Source organism: Bacillus sp. T-10(2022) (assembly GCF_056502895.1).
Window position 1 is genome coordinate 3,772,802 of record NZ_CP113518.1, and the last position, 17,103, is coordinate 3,789,904.

Here is a 17,103-nt window from a genome sequence, read left to right on the forward strand (position 1 = left end):
TAATTTTTCATCAGATTTCAATTAATTTGGACCTTGCTTTTTCCCCATCCCTTTTAGGGCTTATCCCTGCAAGGGATGTGTTATTTGGTCAAACAAATCTGAAAAAACTTTTTTATTATCCACTCTAATTATGCTTCCTCTATCTCATGAAATTCCATTCATCGCTTTCATATTTGCTTTCTGCAATGGCCTTCACTTCCAGCAATTGCTTTTCGGTGAGGACGTATGGCTTTAAATCGACCGAAAGTCCTTCGGCAAACCCTTTTTCAAAAGCTTCTTTCGCTTCAGGGATGGTAATCTTTCTCCCGGCAATGTCATTTATGGCCACAGCTTTGTTTTTTAGGTTTTTTTGCATTCTTTCTTTTACCCTGTCATTTGAGAATTTAAATACGCTAAAGAGCTTATCATCATCAAGTTCAAGCAAAATGGACCCGTGCTGAAGGATGACGCCTTTTTGCCTGGTTTGAGCGCTGCCAGCGACCTTCCTGCCCTCAACGACCAGTTCATACCAGCTTGGAGCATCAAAGCAGACGGAAGACCTGGGCGATTTTAAAGCCGCTTTTTCCTGATCGCTTCGAGGCACTGCAAAATAAGCATCCAATCCCAGGTTCCTGAACCCCATTAATATTCCTTCAGAAATGACACGATAAGCTTCTGTAACGGTAGTCGGCATTCCCGGATAGGATTCTGGAACGATTACGCTATAAGTCAATTCATGCTCGTGCAGTACCGCTCGTCCTCCTGTTGGCCTGCGAACAAACCCAAGGCCCTGCCTTTTTACCTCTCCCATATCAATTTCCGCTTCTGCCTTTTGAAAATAACCGATCGACAATGTCGCTGGATCCCAGCCGTAAAAGCGTATGATCGGCGGAATTTCCCCTTTGCTTTGCCAGTTTAACAGGGCTTCGTCCAGCGCCATATTAAAAGCCGGTGAACAATACCCCGAATCTATAAAACCCCATTTTTCTTTAGTCATCCTTACCCCTCGTTTCGATAGACGTTTTTCAATCCCCCACAAAAAACTCACATGTAGTAGTTTAACAGACTTTAACACTCTAAAAAAGAAAGTGCTATCAAGTCATGAAGAATTTGATGAAAATTCTTTTTGATTATTGGGTAAAGCAATTATATAATAAAGATTGTCTGTATTCGTTAAGGTAGAAGGGAGTTTTTATGTTTGGAAATATTATATACACTGCTCATCATCTTAGGAGTGGTTATTGCGTATTCACTTTTTAATTGGTACCGCCAGCGTAAAATCGTTAAAACACTAACACAGGACGAATTTATCGCTAACTACAGAAAAGTGCAGCTAATCGATGTGCGGGAACCGAATGATTTCGATAATGGTCATATCTTAGGCGCAAGAAACATCCCTATGACTCAAATGAAAACACGCTTGGTCGAAATTAGGCCGGACAAGCCTGTATATTTGTACGCTCAAAGCGAAATCATCAGCGGCAGAGCTGCAGCCATGCTATACAAAAAGGGCTACAGGGAACTTTTTCACCTAAAGGGCGGTTTCAAAATGTGGACCGGGAAAATCAAAGCAAAGAAATAAGACCCCATCTCCGCATGGGCTCTTTTTAATTCAATAGCTCAAGGAAAAGAAAGTTAACTGTTGGACTTTAATGAAATCTTACATAAACATGAAAAATCCCCGCCGGCAGGCAGGGATTTTTTTCGTATAAGCTATCAATCTAGGCTTGATAACGCAGAACAGGTTTTCTTGCAGCAAGAGTTTCATCAAGCCGCTTTATAACGGTTGTATGCGGAGCTTCCTGGACGATTTCAGGAGTTTCTTCCGCTTCCTTGGCAATCTGGATCATCGCATCGATGAACGCATCCAGCGTTTCTTTTGACTCGGTTTCAGTCGGTTCTATCATCATTCCTTCTTCCACGTTCAACGGGAAGTAAATGGTTGGAGGATGATACCCGAAATCCAGCAATCTTTTGGCTATATCGAGAGTCCTTACCCCCAATTTCTTTTGCCGGCGTCCGCTTAATACGAATTCGTGCTTGCAATGACGATTATATGGAAGGTCAAAATAAGGTTCCAACCTGCGCATCATATAATTGGCATTGATGACCGCATTCTCGGTGACGGCTTTAAGGCCATCCGGACCCATTGAACGAATGTACGTATACGCCCTCACATTTATCCCAAAATTACCATAATAAGGTTTTACCCTGCCAATCGATTGCGGACGATCATAATCAAGAACGAATTGCTCGCCTTGTTTGACCACAAGCGGTTTAGGCAAGTAAGGAATCAAGTCCGCCTTCACCCCTACTGGACCGGAACCCGGACCGCCGCCGCCATGCGGACCTGTGAATGTTTTATGGAGATTTAAGTGAACCACATCAAAGCCCATGTCACCCGGGCGTGCTTTTGATAGGACTGCATTCAAATTGGCTCCGTCATAATAAAGCTTCCCACCTGCATCATGGACAAGTTGTGCCATTTCCAAAATGTTCTCTTCAAACAATCCCAATGTATTGGGGTTCGTCAGCATCAAGGCCGCCGTATCAGGTCCGACAACACGCTTTAAATCTTCAAGGTCGACTAATCCATTTTCATCGGATTTCACTGTAATCGTTTCAAGTCCGGCAACAGTGGCAGAGGCAGGATTCGTACCGTGTGCAGAATCAGGTACAATCACTTTCGTCCGTTCTGTATCGCCATTCGCTTCGTGAAAAGCGCGAATCATCATTAACCCTGTCCACTCACCATGAGCACCTGCTGCAGGCTGTAATGTCACTTGGTCCATCCCGGTGATTTCCGTTAAGTGTTCCTGCAAATCAAATAATAGGCCCAATGCTCCCTGTACGGTAGCCGGATCTTGATATGGATGGATATGGGCAAAGCCGTTGAAGCGTGCCACGTTTTCATTTATTTTCGGGTTATATTTCATCGTGCATGAACCCAGCGGATAAAAACCCGAATCCACCCCATGATTCCGTTTGGAGAGTGCTGTATAGTGACGCATGATATCCAGTTCGGACACCTCAGGCAGCTCTGCCTCTTCTTCACGGATGTAGTCGGCAGGAAGAATTTCTTCGAGCGGAATAGTTGCAACATCCATTTCTGGCAGACTGTACCCGATTCGACCGGAAGTACTGATTTCAAAAATGAGTGATTGATCTTTATTATTCATGTTGATCCCCCAATTCCTGCGCAAGTGCATCAATTTCTTCTTTTGTTCTAAGTTCAGTTACCGCAACCAGCATATGGTCTTTCAGCTCAGGATAAACCGTCCCTAAATCAAAGCCGCCGATCATCCCTTTTTCAAAAAGGTTTTTATTGATTTCTGAAAACGAAGCAGGCAGTTTAATGACAAATTCATTGAACGAAGGACCGTCGAATATCACTTCCACCCCTTTTGCCATAATTGCTTTTTTCGCATAATGCGCCTTTTGAATATTTTGCACGGCCATTTCTTTGACACCCTTTTTACCAAGCGCGGTCATTGCAACAGAAGCTGCCAAGGCATTCAAAGCTTGATTGGAACAAATGTTGGATGTGGCTTTGTCACGGCGAATGTGCTGTTCACGAGCTTGAAGCGTCAGTACAAATCCCCTTTTTCCATTTTCATCCACCGTTTGACCGACGAGTCGGCCCGGAACTTTCCGAACAAGTTTATTAGTAACGGCAAAATATCCACAATGAGGTCCACCGAATGCCGCTGGAATGCCGAATGGCTGAGCATCCCCCGTTACGATATCTGCACCAAGTGCACCAGGAGATGTCAAAGCTCCCAATGCAAGCGGATTACTTGAAACGATAAACATCGACTTGACTCCATGAATGATTTCTTCCATTTCTTTCAATGGCTCGATGCGGCCAAAAAAGTTTGGATATTGCACGATCACTCCTGCAATGTCCTCATTCGCCAATTCCCTTAAAGCAGCTAAGTCCGTCACACCGTCTTTATAAGGAATTTCGATCACTTCCACGCGTTGCCCTTTCGCATAGGTCTTCACGACTTCTTTTGATTCAGGATGAACGGCTCCTGAAATGAGAATCTTCTTGCGTCGTGTCTGTCCTGAAGCAAGCATGGCTGCTTCAGCCAGCGCTGTTCCGCCGTCATACATGGAGGAGTTAGCCACATCCATGCCCGTCAATTCACATATCATCGTTTGATATTCAAAGATGGCCTGAAGCTCGCCCTGTGAAATTTCAGGCTGATAAGGTGTATACGCCGTATAAAATTCAGAACGGGATAGAACATGATCGACGATGATCGGTGCATAATGGTCATAGACACCCGCACCAAGGAAGGAAGCATAGTTTTTAAGATCCGCATTCTTGGCAGCAAGCCTTGATAATTCTTTCATTAATGCAGGTTCCGATTTAGCAGGCTTGATATCGTATTCTCCTTGAAAACGAACGCTTTCAGGGATATCATTGAAAAGTTCTTCAGCAGTGGATACACCTATCACTTTCAGCATTTCTTGTTTATCTTGCTCTGTCATGGGTAAATAACGATGTTTCATCTAATGACCATTCCCCTCTATTTACGTGGTTTTTTATAAAAAGGTGTTTGTATTATAACGGCTTTCAAACGTTTGGAACGGATTTCCACTTCGACTTCCGCATCCAGCACCGAAAATTCCTTATGGATAAGTACCAAACCCACGTTTTTCTTCAACGTTGGTGATTGGGTACCGGTCGTGACCTCACCAATGACTTTATCACCGCTGTAGACCTTATACCCATGACGTGGAATGCCACGGTCAATCATTTCAATTCCCACAAGCTTGCGGGGAGCTCCTTTCTCCTTTTGCTCAGCAAGAACGGCTTTCCCGAAAAAATCAACTTCCTTATCCACTTTTACTGCAAAACCAATCCCGGCTTCTATCGGGGTGATGTCCGCTGAAAGCTCCTGCCCATACAACGGCAGTTTCGCTTCAAAACGCAGGGTATCACGAGCACCTAAACCAATCGGCTGAACCCCCTCTTCCTTTCCGGCATCCATAATCGCCTTCCAAAGGGCAGGACCATTTTCACTGTCACTATATATCTCAAAGCCATCCTCACCAGTGTATCCAGTACGGGATACCATCGTGGAGATACCGTTAATCATGACATTTTCCTTGAACTTGAAAAATCCAATTTCATTTAAAGCAGTATTTCCCGATAGTTTTTGTAAAATCTTCTCTGCAGATGGTCCTTGAAGTGCCAGCTGTGTATAGTCACTAGATACATTCTTAATTTGGACATCTTCCGTTAAATGAGCTTGCAGCCAATTGAAATCTTTTTCTGTGTTCGCTGCATTGACCACGAGCAGATAGTCATCCTCAGCCCTTTTATACACGATGAGATCATCAACCGTGCCTCCGTTTTCATAACACATGGCGGTATATTGGGCACCACCCTGTTTCAGCTTTGATATATCATTAGTCAGCATCTTCTGTAAAAAGGAAAGGCTCCCGGGACCCTTAACATCGACTTCTCCCATATGGGAAACATCGAATAACCCCGCTTTTGTACGTACGGCTTCATGTTCGTCCTTTATACCCGAAAATTGGACAGGAAGTTCCCAGCCGCCAAAATCAATCGTTTTACCTCCGTATTCACGATAAACCTCAAATAGTGGTGTTCTTTTTAAATTGGTCAAAAAATGACCCCCTTCAGATTTTTTAAAATTAATTGGCTTCATTATCAAAAGCTTCTTGTCATTACGCATCAGATATCCTGATTCATGATGTGAAAAAAGCACAAAAAAGGACAGAGAAAGCCCGTTTGAGCTTTTTCTCTGTCCTGAAACCTGAAAGTTTACCTATGTAATAGGTTTTCCCCTTTGGTGGCCGTCCCAAAATGGGCGGCGCTCTCCAGAGTTGCGTCCAATAAGAGTTCTTTTGCCTGAGAGATTCACTGCTAAGTTTGCTCCTTCGGCGCTACATCCGTAGTCTCTCCCCTTATCTTCACCCGCATATAAATGGTCTACCAATGAAAGGAAGCCAATAAGCCACCAAGCATCGGTAAAACCCCTGATCATCGTGGAATGCATTCTCTGCCAATTCTCCTGAAACTTCAGAAACCGTTTGATCGGTCTCCTTCAGTAATTTTGGATAAATTAGGAGCCTAAAGCCCATACTAAGAAAACGCGAACTGCAAAATCGATGTACAAAGATTCTTTGTAGCGTTTGGAAATTGGAATTTTCTAAATATACTTATATCCTACCCTAAGAAACTTATCTCTGCAATATCTTTTGAAGAGAAATATTTTTCTTACTTCACATATGAAATGTTCGGGTTTTGACCTTTTATTAAGGAAATTATGATTTAAGAGGGAGTTATTTCTATGAAAATCAATATATCCTTTAATTCTGAATGGAATGACGAGTTTCTGCAAAAGATGGAAAATGACGGTCCATGGGGAAATTGGGAGCTTTATAAGCTGGCGGTTCAAATGGAGGAAAATCTTATCATCCCTGATTTTGAAGGTTTACAGGCGCCCAAGCACCTTCCGCAGTTAACCCCGCTTCCGCATCAATTGGAAGCAGCCAAGCAAGTGGTGGAAAAGATGAATGGAAAGGCCATTTTAGCTGATGAGGTAGGGCTCGGAAAAACAATTGAAGCTGGATTGATCCTAAAAGAGTATATGATTAGGGGCCTTGTAAAAAAAGTTTTGATCCTTGTTCCGGCTTCCCTTGTCACACAATGGGCTTTTGAATTGAATACCAAGTTCCATATACCGGCAGTCGTTCAGAGAAAAAGTTATGTTTGGGACTCCTGTGATGTGGTCATTTCATCCATTGATACAGCGAAACGCGCTCCACATCGAGATATCATTTTCAAGCAGGAATACGACTTCATCATTATTGATGAAGCTCATAAACTTAAAAATAATAAGACGAAGAACTATGAATTCGTCCAAAATCTGAAAAAGAAATTTTGTTTACTCCTGACAGCCACTCCGATTCAAAATAAAGTCGAGGAAATTTTCCACCTAGTTTCGTTATTGAAACCGGGCCACTTGGGAAATGCCTCACTTTTTTCGGAAAAGTATAAAGGGAAAGGCCGGAACATAATTGAAGATGAACACCTAAAGGAACTTGTCAACACTGTCATGATTCGAAACCGGCGGGCCGATACTGGCATTGAATGGACAAAACGGCATGTGGAGACCATCACCATTGAATTTTCTCCAACGGAACAAGCATTGTACGATGCAGTTTCCAAATTCAAACCTATTTCGGATGGTTCTAAAGGAAGCGCCTTTTCGGCTCTCACTCTCCAAAGGGAAGCATGCAGCAGCAGAGAGGCGGTCTTTTATACATTAAAGAATATGAAAAATAAATATGATCAGCCTTCCCCTGACTTTTTGGCAAAGCTTGATGATTTATTTTCTAAAGTGAATGAAACGGTTCAGAACTCCAAGGCTGAAAAAGCTTTGGAACTGATCAAGAAAATTGATGATAAAGTCATTATCTTTACCGAATATCGGGCAACTCAGCTATATTTACAATGGTACCTACAGCAGAATGGAATTTCTTCAGTTCCTTTCCGAGGCGGTTTTAAGCGTGGAAAGAAAGATTGGATGCGAGAATTATTCCAAAAGAATATACAGGTATTAATTGCAACAGAAGCTGGCGGGGAAGGGATAAACCTTCAGTTTTGCCATCACTTGATTAATTTTGACCTGCCATGGAACCCGATGAGGCTCGAACAGAGAATTGGACGAATACACCGCCTTGGTCAGGAAGAAGATGTGATGATTTATAACTTTGCCACGAAAAATACAGTAGAAGAACATATTCTGAAGTTATTATATGAAAAAATAAATTTATTCGAGAAAGTAATCGGCGAATTGGATGATATTCTAACCAAACTGGATATTAACAACATTGAAGAATATTTGATTGATGTGGTCGGCGAATCCAAAACAGAGGGCGAAATGAAAATCAAGATGGATAATTTTTCATCGTTAATCCAATTCGCTCAATCAATGAAGGAAGGTGAGGTTCATGCAGCAACGGGAAATTCATGATTTTTTAATAACTTACTTTAAAGCCAATGATTGTGAAATACTGGATAATGCACCAACCCACCTTACAGTCCAATTGACGATTGATATGGATAAAGAATTAATGAACAGACCCTTTTATTGGCATTATCTAGAAAAAACAGGTGGCGTTCCGAACCCAGCACAGATGACTTTCATTACCGATCCAGAACAAGCTCCATCCGATTTAAAGGGAGAAATGATTCATTTTGGCTCCCCTCGCCTTCACCAGATTATTCAATCTACCAAAAAGCTGGCTGGGTATACTAGACTTTTTGAGGATACCCCTCCATCAAAAGGGGGAAATAATCCTTTGTTTCCTTGGCTGACACTGAACGTGAAAATATCCTATCAATGCGACCGTAAAAAGGATACCTTCATGTCGATCGGACTGAATTTAATCTCAGGTGAGATCATGGAAAGGTTTCACCATCGGGTTTTACCGATAAAGGTCACCCCAAAAATACCGGATTACTCCTTTACGCTTTCACCGCTCATCATGCCCAAGAGCGGATTGGCAAGACTCGATACATACATCAGGACCAGTTTCGAGGATGATGACCATTCCTGGGCAGAGGAAGCAATGCTTCGCTGGCAGAATGACTTGAATTTATTGGAGCATTTTTACAAGGATATGGACGAAAAAAGTGAGAGCTATTTTACCGAAAAAGATGCCTTAAAAGCTCAATATGAACCCAACATCCGAATATCCATCATCAACGGAGGATTATTTTACCTTTCAGATAGGGCATTGGGATAAGTAAGAACAATAAAAAAACAGATGCCCTAAGTTCAGGACATCTGTTTTATTTTTTGATATTTTTCCTTACGAACATCGACAAAGCAAAAGGGACAATGCCAAACCAATGGGACATACCATGATTTTTATCCTCTTTTCTGTGACGGCGCTTTTCTTTTCGTTCTTTTTTCGTCAGATTAAAATACTCGACAAGTTGCTGAGTCAGATATTTAATATAAGCGTTTGTAGACATATAAAATCATCACCCTATGCAAAGTATGCCCCGTTTACGCTTCTTTTATTCCTTCGCTTGTTCCCTGAACACGTGTACCTGTCGCTTTCCATTATGAAAGAGTGTTGATTTTGCGTATTACACAGCCTGCTTTTCCAACCATTCTTTCACTTCCCCCACTTCTTTATCGTATTGAATGATGACCCTTCCCTCACGGTCATTTTTAGTCGTGGAAGAAAACTCGATATAGACGTAAGGACCTTCTTCTTTCATTAAGGTATACCGCACCACACCATTAGGGTATGAAATTTCCCCCTGGATGATTTTGGGGATCTCTTCGCCCCACTCTGCCGTCACATCCTTGATCGCTAAATGGACAAGATGGTCGGCCACAAGCGATTCTTCCACTTCTTTATAAAACTTTTTATCGATGATAAACTGATCGATCATTAGTATCGTGAACATGATGAAAACACTCGCTACAATCATGACCATCGGGAAAACGACTCCTTTTTGATTATTCATCGACTTTCGTGACATTCCTAAAGAAAGGATGAAATCTTCGACTGAAAGTAGTCCCTGCTTTATCCGTTATATTTATAACAATGACACTGCCATCCTTCTCAACCCCGAATTCCGAAATGTTCTGTAAGATGACCTCATGCCCCATACCATTCACTCGTCTTCGGACCTTATTTTCATATTGTTCAAACGATGATAATTGTTCATCTGAAAGCAGCAAATATAATTTATTTCCCATTACATCCTGAGCTTTGGAACTCCGGACCTCCTGCTTCATTTGCATGGTAAAGACCTCCCACTCTTTAGGATGTAATTCATCAACGGACCCCATCTGGGTGTGAATGATTGAAAAAAGCTGTAGAACAAAAAGGGACGTCGTCATTAATATCATTAAAGAAAAAAACATTTCAATCATCGTAAAGCCATCATTTTTTCGCAGCATCACAAATGGATTCAAGATTACCCGATTCATCTTCATAACGTACACACCCTTCAATCATCCCCGGGAAATCCCCATGGTCCTTCCAAACCAATTCATAGGATTTTTTTTTGTAGAAGATTTCCTGACCAATTGCTTGTATCTCCCCATCCATGAACGCCGTCAATCTTTCATATAATAAATGGTGGGCTTCTGTCCTTACGGCAATATCTTTCCGATGCGTCATTAACTCTTCAAGAATCGGTAAAATGGCAAGGACCAGGAAAATACAAATGGAAAATGCGGCCATCAGCTCAAGGTAAACGTAACCTTTACAATTTCTCAATCCTGAACCTCCCTTTACCGATATTGAGGACTAATTTGTACATTCCTTTTGACGTATCAATCATAATCGTCCCGGCTTTTGAAGCATTTCCATACTGATTAAAATGGAAGCTGAACCCCAAAGTGTCACTTAAAAACTGAATATCCTTTGGTATGCTTCTCTCTAGAACGATCCCCTCCGTATAAGACGAAACGGTATAAACCTTTTTGGCATTATCTATATGGAGGTAAATGAAGCTCTCATGACTGATGGCATACTGTTGTGCATAGAAGAGATCTTCATGGAATTGAGAAAGAAATAGCCTATTTTCCATGCCTTTAGTGAAGCTAGGAAATAGATTAGGACCGATGGAAATCAGGAGTACAACAATAACGAGGACAATAAGGGTTTCAGATAGTGTATACCCCCCATCGGAATGCCGTATATTCCCTTCTCTCCTACTCAACGACCGTTATCTTTCCTTTACTATCCAAACTAATATCATCCCCATTAGGACAGGATGTCTGTTTGAGATAGCCTTGACTTTCCAATTCCCCGATACTTCCGGGCAGTTTAGCATTATCAATCTCATAAGCCTGTACCTGTGCTTGGGCCATCTTCACGAATGCTTCACATCCTTTGGACTGAATCGTAGATTGGTTCTTTGTGATATTGGGGATTGTTATAATCAAAAGGATGGAAATTACCAGTAAAACAATAAGCATTTCAATTAGTGTAAAACCACGTTCATTCATCACTTTCTTCAACATATCCATCATGCTCCTGAAACCACCTGAATACCAGATGGCCTTCGAGCATTTTCACCTCCGGAATACAATAATAAAATTCTATATACTTTCGAGCAGTGAGAACATCGGCAGCAAAACCGCCAAATAAATGGACACGATCAACAGACCTATCAGTGAAAACATGAGAGGCTGAATGATTTTTAAGATTACATTCATTCTCTCTTCAATTTTCTCCAGTATAAAACGACTGTAATGAAGTAGCTCCGCATCAAGTCTGCCGTATTTTTGACCATTTGCAGCGACCACCGGCAAATTACCATCAAAATATGGAAGCTCCCGAAAAACCAATTCAAGTGATCTGCCCTCGATCAGATCATCCTTAATGATATTGCATAGTTTTTGGTAAAAAGGCTGCTGTTGATTTATCGAGAATAATTTAATGCTATCGTTAATCGATAGCCCTCCGGAGAGTAAGCCACTTAATTGGCTTGCAAAAAAATAAGTTTCGTATAATTTGATGAAAGTCCCGAATATCGGAATTCCCATCAAAATCCTCCGCTGCCTTAATGGGCACAATCCGTTAAACCAAAATCGTTTGAGTACATACAAGAATAGGAGCAATCCGAGTAAAAAGAAGGGGAGTGCTGGAAGAATGAATGTGAAAGCTGACATTAATCTCAAGAGTGTATGCTGATCGACATCCATCGTGATATAGATTGTCTGGAATTTAGGAAGGAGAACACTCTGAAGAATATAAAAAACGATACCTACAAAAAAGACTAAGAATACAGGATACACCATTAACTTTTTTACTTTATCCATATCCTCGGTTCTTTTCTTCCAATATCGCCCGCCTTCTTTCAACGCCCGTTCCAGGTCGCCGTATTGTTCTCCATAAAATATATAACTTACAAGCTGCGGATGAAAATTCAGATGGGTCAGCACCAAGTGCAGCGGGAAACCGTTCCTTAAATCGGCTTTAGCCTGAGTGAAGCCTTCCGCTTTCTTCTTTGATTCCTGAAATTCAAGAAAATGTAAAGCCTCCGCCAAGGGATAACCATGCTTCAATAATTCACCTAGCTTCGAAATAAAGACCGCCTGCTCTTTTACCCTCCATTTACTTTTTGGTTTCATGGTATACCAGCCGTTCATATTCCTCTGAATCCACATAGCCCATCGCAACCGCTTTTCCGATTTCATCCTTCAATTGGCGGTAGCCTACCGTTGCCATTCCTTTTTCATCTCCCATTATCCTGAGAACCTCAGCCAGGCTTTTTCCATAGAGCAATTCATATACACTGGCCCTTTTATTCCTGGCAGTCATTTTGCAAGCAAAAGCACAGTCCCCTTTACATGGAAGACATCGCAATTCAACCAGCCGCTGTGCTGTCACGCCAATCAAACTCTGTTCAACCTCAAGCAAGCTGACACCAAATTCCAGTAACCTGGAGATGGCTCCCTTGGCATCCCTTGTATGCATGGTTGTAAGTATCAAATGACCGGTTAATGCGGCACGCACTGCAATTTTGGCAGTTTCTGCATCCCTGACTTCCCCAACCATAATCACGTCGGGGTCATGTCTCAGGACAGCTTTTAGACCTACAGAATACGTAATGCCCGCCTTTTCATTGATTTGGACTTGCAGTACCTTTTCGGATACATTTTCAATGGGATCTTCAAGTGTAATGATATTTCGATTGATCATTTCGTGGGCATGGTGAAGCAGGGAATATAATGTCGTGGTTTTTCCACTGCCGGTCGGGCCGGTAAAAATAAGCATGCCATGGGAATGCTTCAGGAGTGCAATCAATTTTTGGACGGTGTTTGGAAATAAGGATAACTGTTCGAGAGGGAGGATATTCTGTTGGGGTATTAAACGGATGACCAAACTTTCGAGATGGGCAGTGGGTAAAGTGGAAAGGCGGAGTCCGACAACCTGGTTAGCCAATTTAATGGTGAGGGCACCACTCTGGGGCCTCCTTTTCTCCCCTATATCCATCGAGGCAAGGAACTTCAAATGAGCGATCAGCCTCTCAGCTTCAAAGAATGATAATGTTTCCTGGGGTACAAGCTTATTGTCTATCCTGAATTGGATGAGAGGTCCCTCCCTCCGAAAAAAAATGTGGATATCCGATGCAGATTCCTGAATGGCACGGGTTAATATTTTTTCTGCGGTCTTTTCAATCGATATCAATTCATTCATCACCTCCTATATTTCTTGTTGTAAGGATTCGACAATCCACGACAAATTCCTGCTCCAGAATAAAAAAAATTCCCGAAAAGAACTTCGAGAATCATTTACATGCTAACTTTCAATTCAAGCCTTTGGGAAACCAAATTTCTTAAAGCGTCTACATTATGACCTATCACCAGTTTTTCCCCGTCTATGAGGATGGGCCTTCTTAATAACTTCGGTTCTTTTGTTAATAATTGGATGACATCAGAAAGCATCATTTCGTCAATATTAACTTGTAAGTCTTTGTAAGCTTCACTTCTTGTAGCTAATACTTCATCAAGTCCTTCCGTTGTCAATTCAAGGATTCTTTTTAACTCTGCTGCAGTTGGAGTTTCTCTGAATAAATGTCGTTCATCGAAGGAAACATGATTGGCCCTTAACCATTTTTTTGTTTTACGGCAAGATGTACAACTTGGGTACGAAAAGAAAGTTAACTGTGCCATACTAATCACTCCCCGTTCACATTTTGTATACAATTATATTTTATATAATGATTGTATAACATTTGTACAATTAATGTATATTTTTTTGCATTATAAAACAGTTTAATTTGTGAACTTTTTTTAAACTAAAGGGAGTTAGCGCTTTCTATTATTCCATTTTTTTCTGCCTGCATTATAATGGACATAGGTAAACTATGGAATACAGGAGGGGTGTAATGGAACAAACGTTAAAAATAACAAACGTGTTAGCAGATCCCACCAGGTATTATATATATCAGCATATTGTGAACAACCATGGCGCTGTATCGGTACAGCAAATTGCCGATTCTTTTAACATCCATCCAAATGTTGCCCGTCTACATTTGTCAAAACTTGAAGATATCGATATGTTGACCTCGGATGCCCGAAAGACCGGTAAAGGCGGTCGACCGAGCCGGCTTTATCGATTATCTGATAAAGTCATTCAGCTTCATTTTCCATACAGGAACTATCAGCTGCTTTCCAGAATTGCAATCCAGACGATGATGACATTAGGGGAACAAGGAAAACAGGCTTTTTATGAAACGGGAAAAGCTTTCGGGGAGGAACTGATCAAGCAGCAACTAGCCCTGAACTCGAAGTCAATCGATCGAATTGCTTTTGCAGAAAAAGTCAGCATGCTTAAAAATGCGGCTACCATCGCAGGGTTATCTCCTGAAATACAAGCAAGCGAAGAAGAAAATAAAATATCCTTCCGTATCTTCAATTGCCCGTTTAAGGAAGTTACTGAAGTGGATCCAGGGACAATCTGCTCCATGCACAATTCATTTATAGAAGGTATGTTCGAAGCCTTGTTTGATAATGTCAATATTGTGGAATTAGAAAATATGATGTCCAATTGTGCAGCATGCTCATACCAAGCTTCGGTTCTCACATAGAAACAAAAGGCATCCTTTACATTACCTTACAATTTCATTTATAATTATTTAGAATGTACACGACTAGACATAAGGAGGGATTCGGATGGAACGCATGTTCAGAGTATGTGGATTTTGGACAGGAATTATGGCAATTTTCTTTTATCTTGGCCATATGCATCAAACGTCTTTGCTTTTCTTTGCACAAACGATCTTTTTTGTACTTTTAAGTTATTTGAAATTATCTGAGCGCATGTATATTTATGTTTTCGGCGCCTATCTTACCGTTTTCTTTGCAGGATTTTCCTACTGGAGCGTATTTATGATGACTCCTGGTACTGCGCATTAAGAACAAGCAATATTACATAACCCATGAATTTTGATTCATGGGTTTTTACTTGTCACCATTCAGGAAAGATCCTTACATCATTTGCTAAATTCTTCAATTGAAGCAACACTTTGAAATGTTCACTAACTCCCCCTGGAACGATAAGTCCGCGAATTGCACGATTACGCTTCGCCGTTTTCGAGAATGGATCAGTTCCTTGATGGTCCCTCAGTTCCTCTAATATCCCTGCTTTAAGCAAGAATTCATTTTGAAGAAAAAGCCCCTGATTGGAAAGACCCTTTCTTTTTCCAATCTCGATTAATGTGTCAAAATGGATATGTGTCGTCAGATCCATATCACCAGGATACATAAGTGGATCTTTAATCATTTGGTGCTCATAATAGCCCCTCAAGCTCCCTTGAAGATGAGCTGGCTCCTTCCATTCCTTTTCGGTATAGCCATAATCAATTGTAAGGAGTATACCCGATTCGATACAGGAAACGATCTTCTCATATTCACGGACCATTTTTAACGGAACTTCATATCGTTGTTTTTCATTTAAGGTGACAGTTCGTTCTGTAAGGTAAGATAGAATGTCAGGGTTGTCCAAAGGTTCCCTCACCTCTACCAACTCGCCTTCCTTTTCAGTGACGAATACCTCTACGAGGGCTCCCTTATACTTTTCAATCACATGTATAGGCAACGCGTCGAAAAGTTCATTTGAAAAGAGGATACCATTTACCTTCGTCCATTTTTCCAAACTGGCAGCAGAAACTGCCTGTTTGAACATCCCTATACGTTCTTGCTGAAGCCTTCTATGAAATGGACTTTCATCCACAAGGATATAAGTCAAAGAGTCCCATATCTGCGGTTCCATTTCCTTCATGGAAACGAGGATATCATAAGCGAGCTTACCGTCCCCTGCGCCGACCTCGATGATTTTTGGTGAAACTCCGCAGTTTTTTATTAAATAAACGAACCATCTGGCCAGAGATCTCCCAAATGCATCCCCAACATTGCCAGACGTATAAAAATCCCCTCTGGAGCCAATCTTCTTTTTTGCGCGTACATAGTAGCCTATATTTGGCGCATATAAAACAGCTTCCATATAGTCATGATAGGAAATTCTTTTTTGGGGGCTTCCTGCAATCAATTCCTTTAAGTGATTTTTCAACACAATGCCTCCGTCTCCATGCTTCCATCAAATGAAAATTAAATGTCCTTTCTTTACAAAACACATAAATAAGTTTTTATCGACAATCATACTCAAAACAAAATTTAAAGTTCACAAAATGTTCAATTTTTTCATCTCGCAGTCATAAGCGTGCCATGATTACAAAATGAATGTTTCCAAATCTTAGTTCAGAGCCGAATTAAAGTCTGCACACAAGGCAAGGTCCCGGTTTCTATTTTCAGTATAGTTTGGGAAATGACCCATTTCAATATTTTTACATAATTAAGAACTTAAAATAAAACAGGTGCCAAACGGCACCTGCAAAAGTCATTATCTCAAAAAGGGATTAGTATTCTTTTCATCCAGAATGGTCGTGACAGGCCCATGACCAGGAAAAACGATCGTATCATCAGAAAGTGTCAGCAGCTTCGTTTCAATGCTATTTAACAGCACTGCCTCGCTTCCGCCTATTAAATCGGTTCTGCCTACGCTTCCTTGGAACAAGACATCCCCTGAAAAGAGGAGCCGTTCGTCCTTTACATAATACGAAACGCTCCCTGGTGAGTGTCCGGGGGTTTCGAATACTTCGAAAGTGAATCCCCCAATAGTAAGTTGTTGCTCATTTGCCAGGAAGTGATCGGCAGGCTTCATGCGCATTGGATTTTCCGGGAACCAGTTTTGAGAACCATTCAATGCGGGATCAAGTAGCCACTTGGCCTCTTTTTCATGAATATATGCAGGTATCCCATAATGATCCCGAATAGCATCAAGAGCACCGATATGGTCAAAATGTGCATGTGTCAATAAAATCGCCAAAGGCTTTAAATTTTTTGTTTGTATGTACTGTATGATTTTCTGCGGCTCTTCACCCGGATCGAAAATGATGCAATCCTGTCCATCAGAAACTACATAACAATTCGTTTGCAGCGGGCCTAGAGGTATTTGTGTCCATTTCATTTCCATCAACTCCAATATGATTTTCTATCTTCATCTTACACTAATTAAGCTGCTAATGTTAATCCAGTTTAC

At 41.3% G+C, this 17,103-nt stretch carries 20 protein-coding genes and 2 riboswitches; of the genes, 5 read left to right on the forward strand and 15 right to left on the reverse strand.

The window, feature by feature from the left end:
- Positions 1–139: 139 nt before the first annotated feature.
- The gene (locus OSJ91_RS18390) at positions 140–976 is read right to left on the reverse strand and encodes a lipoate--protein ligase family protein (RefSeq protein ID WP_485890198.1); all 837 of its coding nucleotides are present in this window, start codon (positions 974–976) and stop codon (positions 140–142) included.
- 201 nt (positions 977–1,177) lie between these two features.
- Between OSJ91_RS18390 and OSJ91_RS18395 the strand changes: the two genes are divergently transcribed.
- Complete coding sequence (locus tag OSJ91_RS18395; RefSeq protein WP_076365383.1) at positions 1,178–1,561, forward strand: rhodanese-like domain-containing protein; 384 nt, start codon at positions 1,178–1,180, stop codon at positions 1,559–1,561.
- 139 nt (positions 1,562–1,700) lie between these two features.
- Here OSJ91_RS18395 and gcvPB read toward each other — a convergent pair whose 3' ends face one another.
- From gcvPB to gcvT, 3 genes are read right to left on the reverse strand one after another with little or no spacing between them, the layout of a single operon-like run.
- Complete coding sequence (gene gcvPB, locus OSJ91_RS18400) at positions 1,701–3,158, reverse strand: aminomethyl-transferring glycine dehydrogenase subunit GcvPB (protein ID WP_485890199.1); 1,458 nt, start codon at positions 3,156–3,158, stop codon at positions 1,701–1,703.
- Positions 3,151–4,497, reverse strand: coding sequence for an aminomethyl-transferring glycine dehydrogenase subunit GcvPA (gene gcvPA, locus OSJ91_RS18405; protein WP_485890200.1), 1,347 nt, complete (start codon positions 4,495–4,497; stop codon positions 3,151–3,153). Before gcvPA ends, gcvPB begins: the two co-directional genes overlap by 8 nt.
- 17 nt (positions 4,498–4,514) lie before the next feature.
- Complete coding sequence (gene gcvT, locus OSJ91_RS18410) at positions 4,515–5,621, reverse strand: glycine cleavage system aminomethyltransferase GcvT (protein ID WP_485890201.1); 1,107 nt, start codon at positions 5,619–5,621, stop codon at positions 4,515–4,517.
- Positions 5,622–5,757: 136 nt separating this feature from the next.
- Positions 5,758–5,841, reverse strand: a riboswitch (glycine riboswitch).
- A gap of 3 nt (positions 5,842–5,844) precedes the next feature.
- Positions 5,845–5,932, reverse strand: a riboswitch (glycine riboswitch).
- Positions 5,933–6,308: 376 nt separating this feature from the next.
- Here gcvT and OSJ91_RS18415 point away from each other — a divergent pair.
- A complete protein-coding gene (locus OSJ91_RS18415) occupies positions 6,309–7,997 on the forward strand; it encodes a DEAD/DEAH box helicase (RefSeq protein ID WP_101222549.1) in 1,689 nt (562 codons plus the stop codon).
- On the forward strand, positions 7,975–8,772 hold the full coding sequence (locus OSJ91_RS18420; protein WP_485890202.1) for a YqhG family protein: 798 nt from the start codon (positions 7,975–7,977) through the stop codon (positions 8,770–8,772). The genes OSJ91_RS18415 and OSJ91_RS18420 overlap by 23 nt, the downstream gene beginning before the upstream one ends.
- A gap of 46 nt (positions 8,773–8,818) precedes the next feature.
- On the opposite strand, the gene OSJ91_RS18425 is transcribed toward OSJ91_RS18420, so the two are convergent.
- From OSJ91_RS18425 to OSJ91_RS18465, 9 genes are all read right to left on the reverse strand, one after another.
- A complete protein-coding gene (locus OSJ91_RS18425) occupies positions 8,819–9,004 on the reverse strand; it encodes a YqzE family protein (RefSeq protein ID WP_063233067.1) in 186 nt (61 codons plus the stop codon).
- 117 nt (positions 9,005–9,121) lie between these two features.
- Positions 9,122–9,508: a competence type IV pilus minor pilin ComGG gene (comGG, locus tag OSJ91_RS18430; RefSeq protein ID WP_485890203.1), complete on the reverse strand. Its 387-nt coding sequence runs from the start codon at positions 9,506–9,508 to the stop codon at positions 9,122–9,124.
- Positions 9,501–9,983, reverse strand: coding sequence for a competence type IV pilus minor pilin ComGF (comGF, locus tag OSJ91_RS18435; protein WP_485890204.1), 483 nt, complete (start codon positions 9,981–9,983; stop codon positions 9,501–9,503). The genes comGG and comGF overlap by 8 nt, the downstream gene beginning before the upstream one ends.
- A complete protein-coding gene (locus OSJ91_RS18440) occupies positions 9,931–10,269 on the reverse strand; it encodes a hypothetical protein (RefSeq protein WP_413018872.1) in 339 nt (112 codons plus the stop codon). Before OSJ91_RS18440 ends, comGF begins: the two co-directional genes overlap by 53 nt.
- The gene (comGD, locus tag OSJ91_RS18445; RefSeq protein ID WP_485890205.1) at positions 10,256–10,714 is read right to left on the reverse strand and encodes a competence type IV pilus minor pilin ComGD; all 459 of its coding nucleotides are present in this window, start codon (positions 10,712–10,714) and stop codon (positions 10,256–10,258) included. The genes OSJ91_RS18440 and comGD overlap by 14 nt, the downstream gene beginning before the upstream one ends.
- On the reverse strand, positions 10,707–11,018 hold the full coding sequence (gene comGC / locus OSJ91_RS18450) for a competence type IV pilus major pilin ComGC (protein WP_063233178.1): 312 nt from the start codon (positions 11,016–11,018) through the stop codon (positions 10,707–10,709). The genes comGD and comGC overlap by 8 nt, the downstream gene beginning before the upstream one ends.
- A gap of 78 nt (positions 11,019–11,096) precedes the next feature.
- Positions 11,097–12,131 carry a competence type IV pilus assembly protein ComGB gene (gene comGB, locus OSJ91_RS18455; RefSeq protein WP_485890206.1) on the reverse strand — a complete coding sequence of 345 codons (1,035 nt, stop codon included), beginning with the start codon at positions 12,129–12,131 and terminating at the stop codon, positions 11,097–11,099.
- Entirely contained in the window at positions 12,115–13,200 is a 1,086-nt protein-coding gene (comGA, locus tag OSJ91_RS18460; protein ID WP_413018874.1) for a competence type IV pilus ATPase ComGA, read from the reverse strand. Before comGA ends, comGB begins: the two co-directional genes overlap by 17 nt.
- Positions 13,201–13,295: 95 nt before the next feature.
- Positions 13,296–13,676, reverse strand: coding sequence for a Spx/MgsR family RNA polymerase-binding regulatory protein (locus tag OSJ91_RS18465; RefSeq protein WP_350299468.1), 381 nt, complete (start codon positions 13,674–13,676; stop codon positions 13,296–13,298).
- Between the two features lie 215 nt (positions 13,677–13,891).
- On the opposite strand from OSJ91_RS18465, the gene OSJ91_RS18470 reads away from it, so the two are divergent.
- Positions 13,892–14,593, forward strand: a complete 702-nt coding sequence (locus OSJ91_RS18470) for a helix-turn-helix transcriptional regulator (RefSeq protein WP_485890207.1) — start codon at positions 13,892–13,894, stop codon at positions 14,591–14,593.
- Positions 14,594–14,678: 85 nt separating this feature from the next.
- On the forward strand, positions 14,679–14,921 hold the full coding sequence (locus tag OSJ91_RS18475; RefSeq protein ID WP_076365317.1) for a DUF2626 domain-containing protein: 243 nt from the start codon (positions 14,679–14,681) through the stop codon (positions 14,919–14,921).
- Between the two features lie 52 nt (positions 14,922–14,973).
- Here OSJ91_RS18475 and OSJ91_RS18480 read toward each other — a convergent pair whose 3' ends face one another.
- Complete coding sequence (locus tag OSJ91_RS18480) at positions 14,974–16,074, reverse strand: class I SAM-dependent methyltransferase (RefSeq protein ID WP_350299470.1); 1,101 nt, start codon at positions 16,072–16,074, stop codon at positions 14,974–14,976.
- Positions 16,075–16,404: 330 nt separating this feature from the next.
- Positions 16,405–17,031, reverse strand: coding sequence for an MBL fold metallo-hydrolase (locus tag OSJ91_RS18485; protein WP_350299471.1), 627 nt, complete (start codon positions 17,029–17,031; stop codon positions 16,405–16,407).
- Positions 17,032–17,103: the final 72 nt, after the last annotated feature.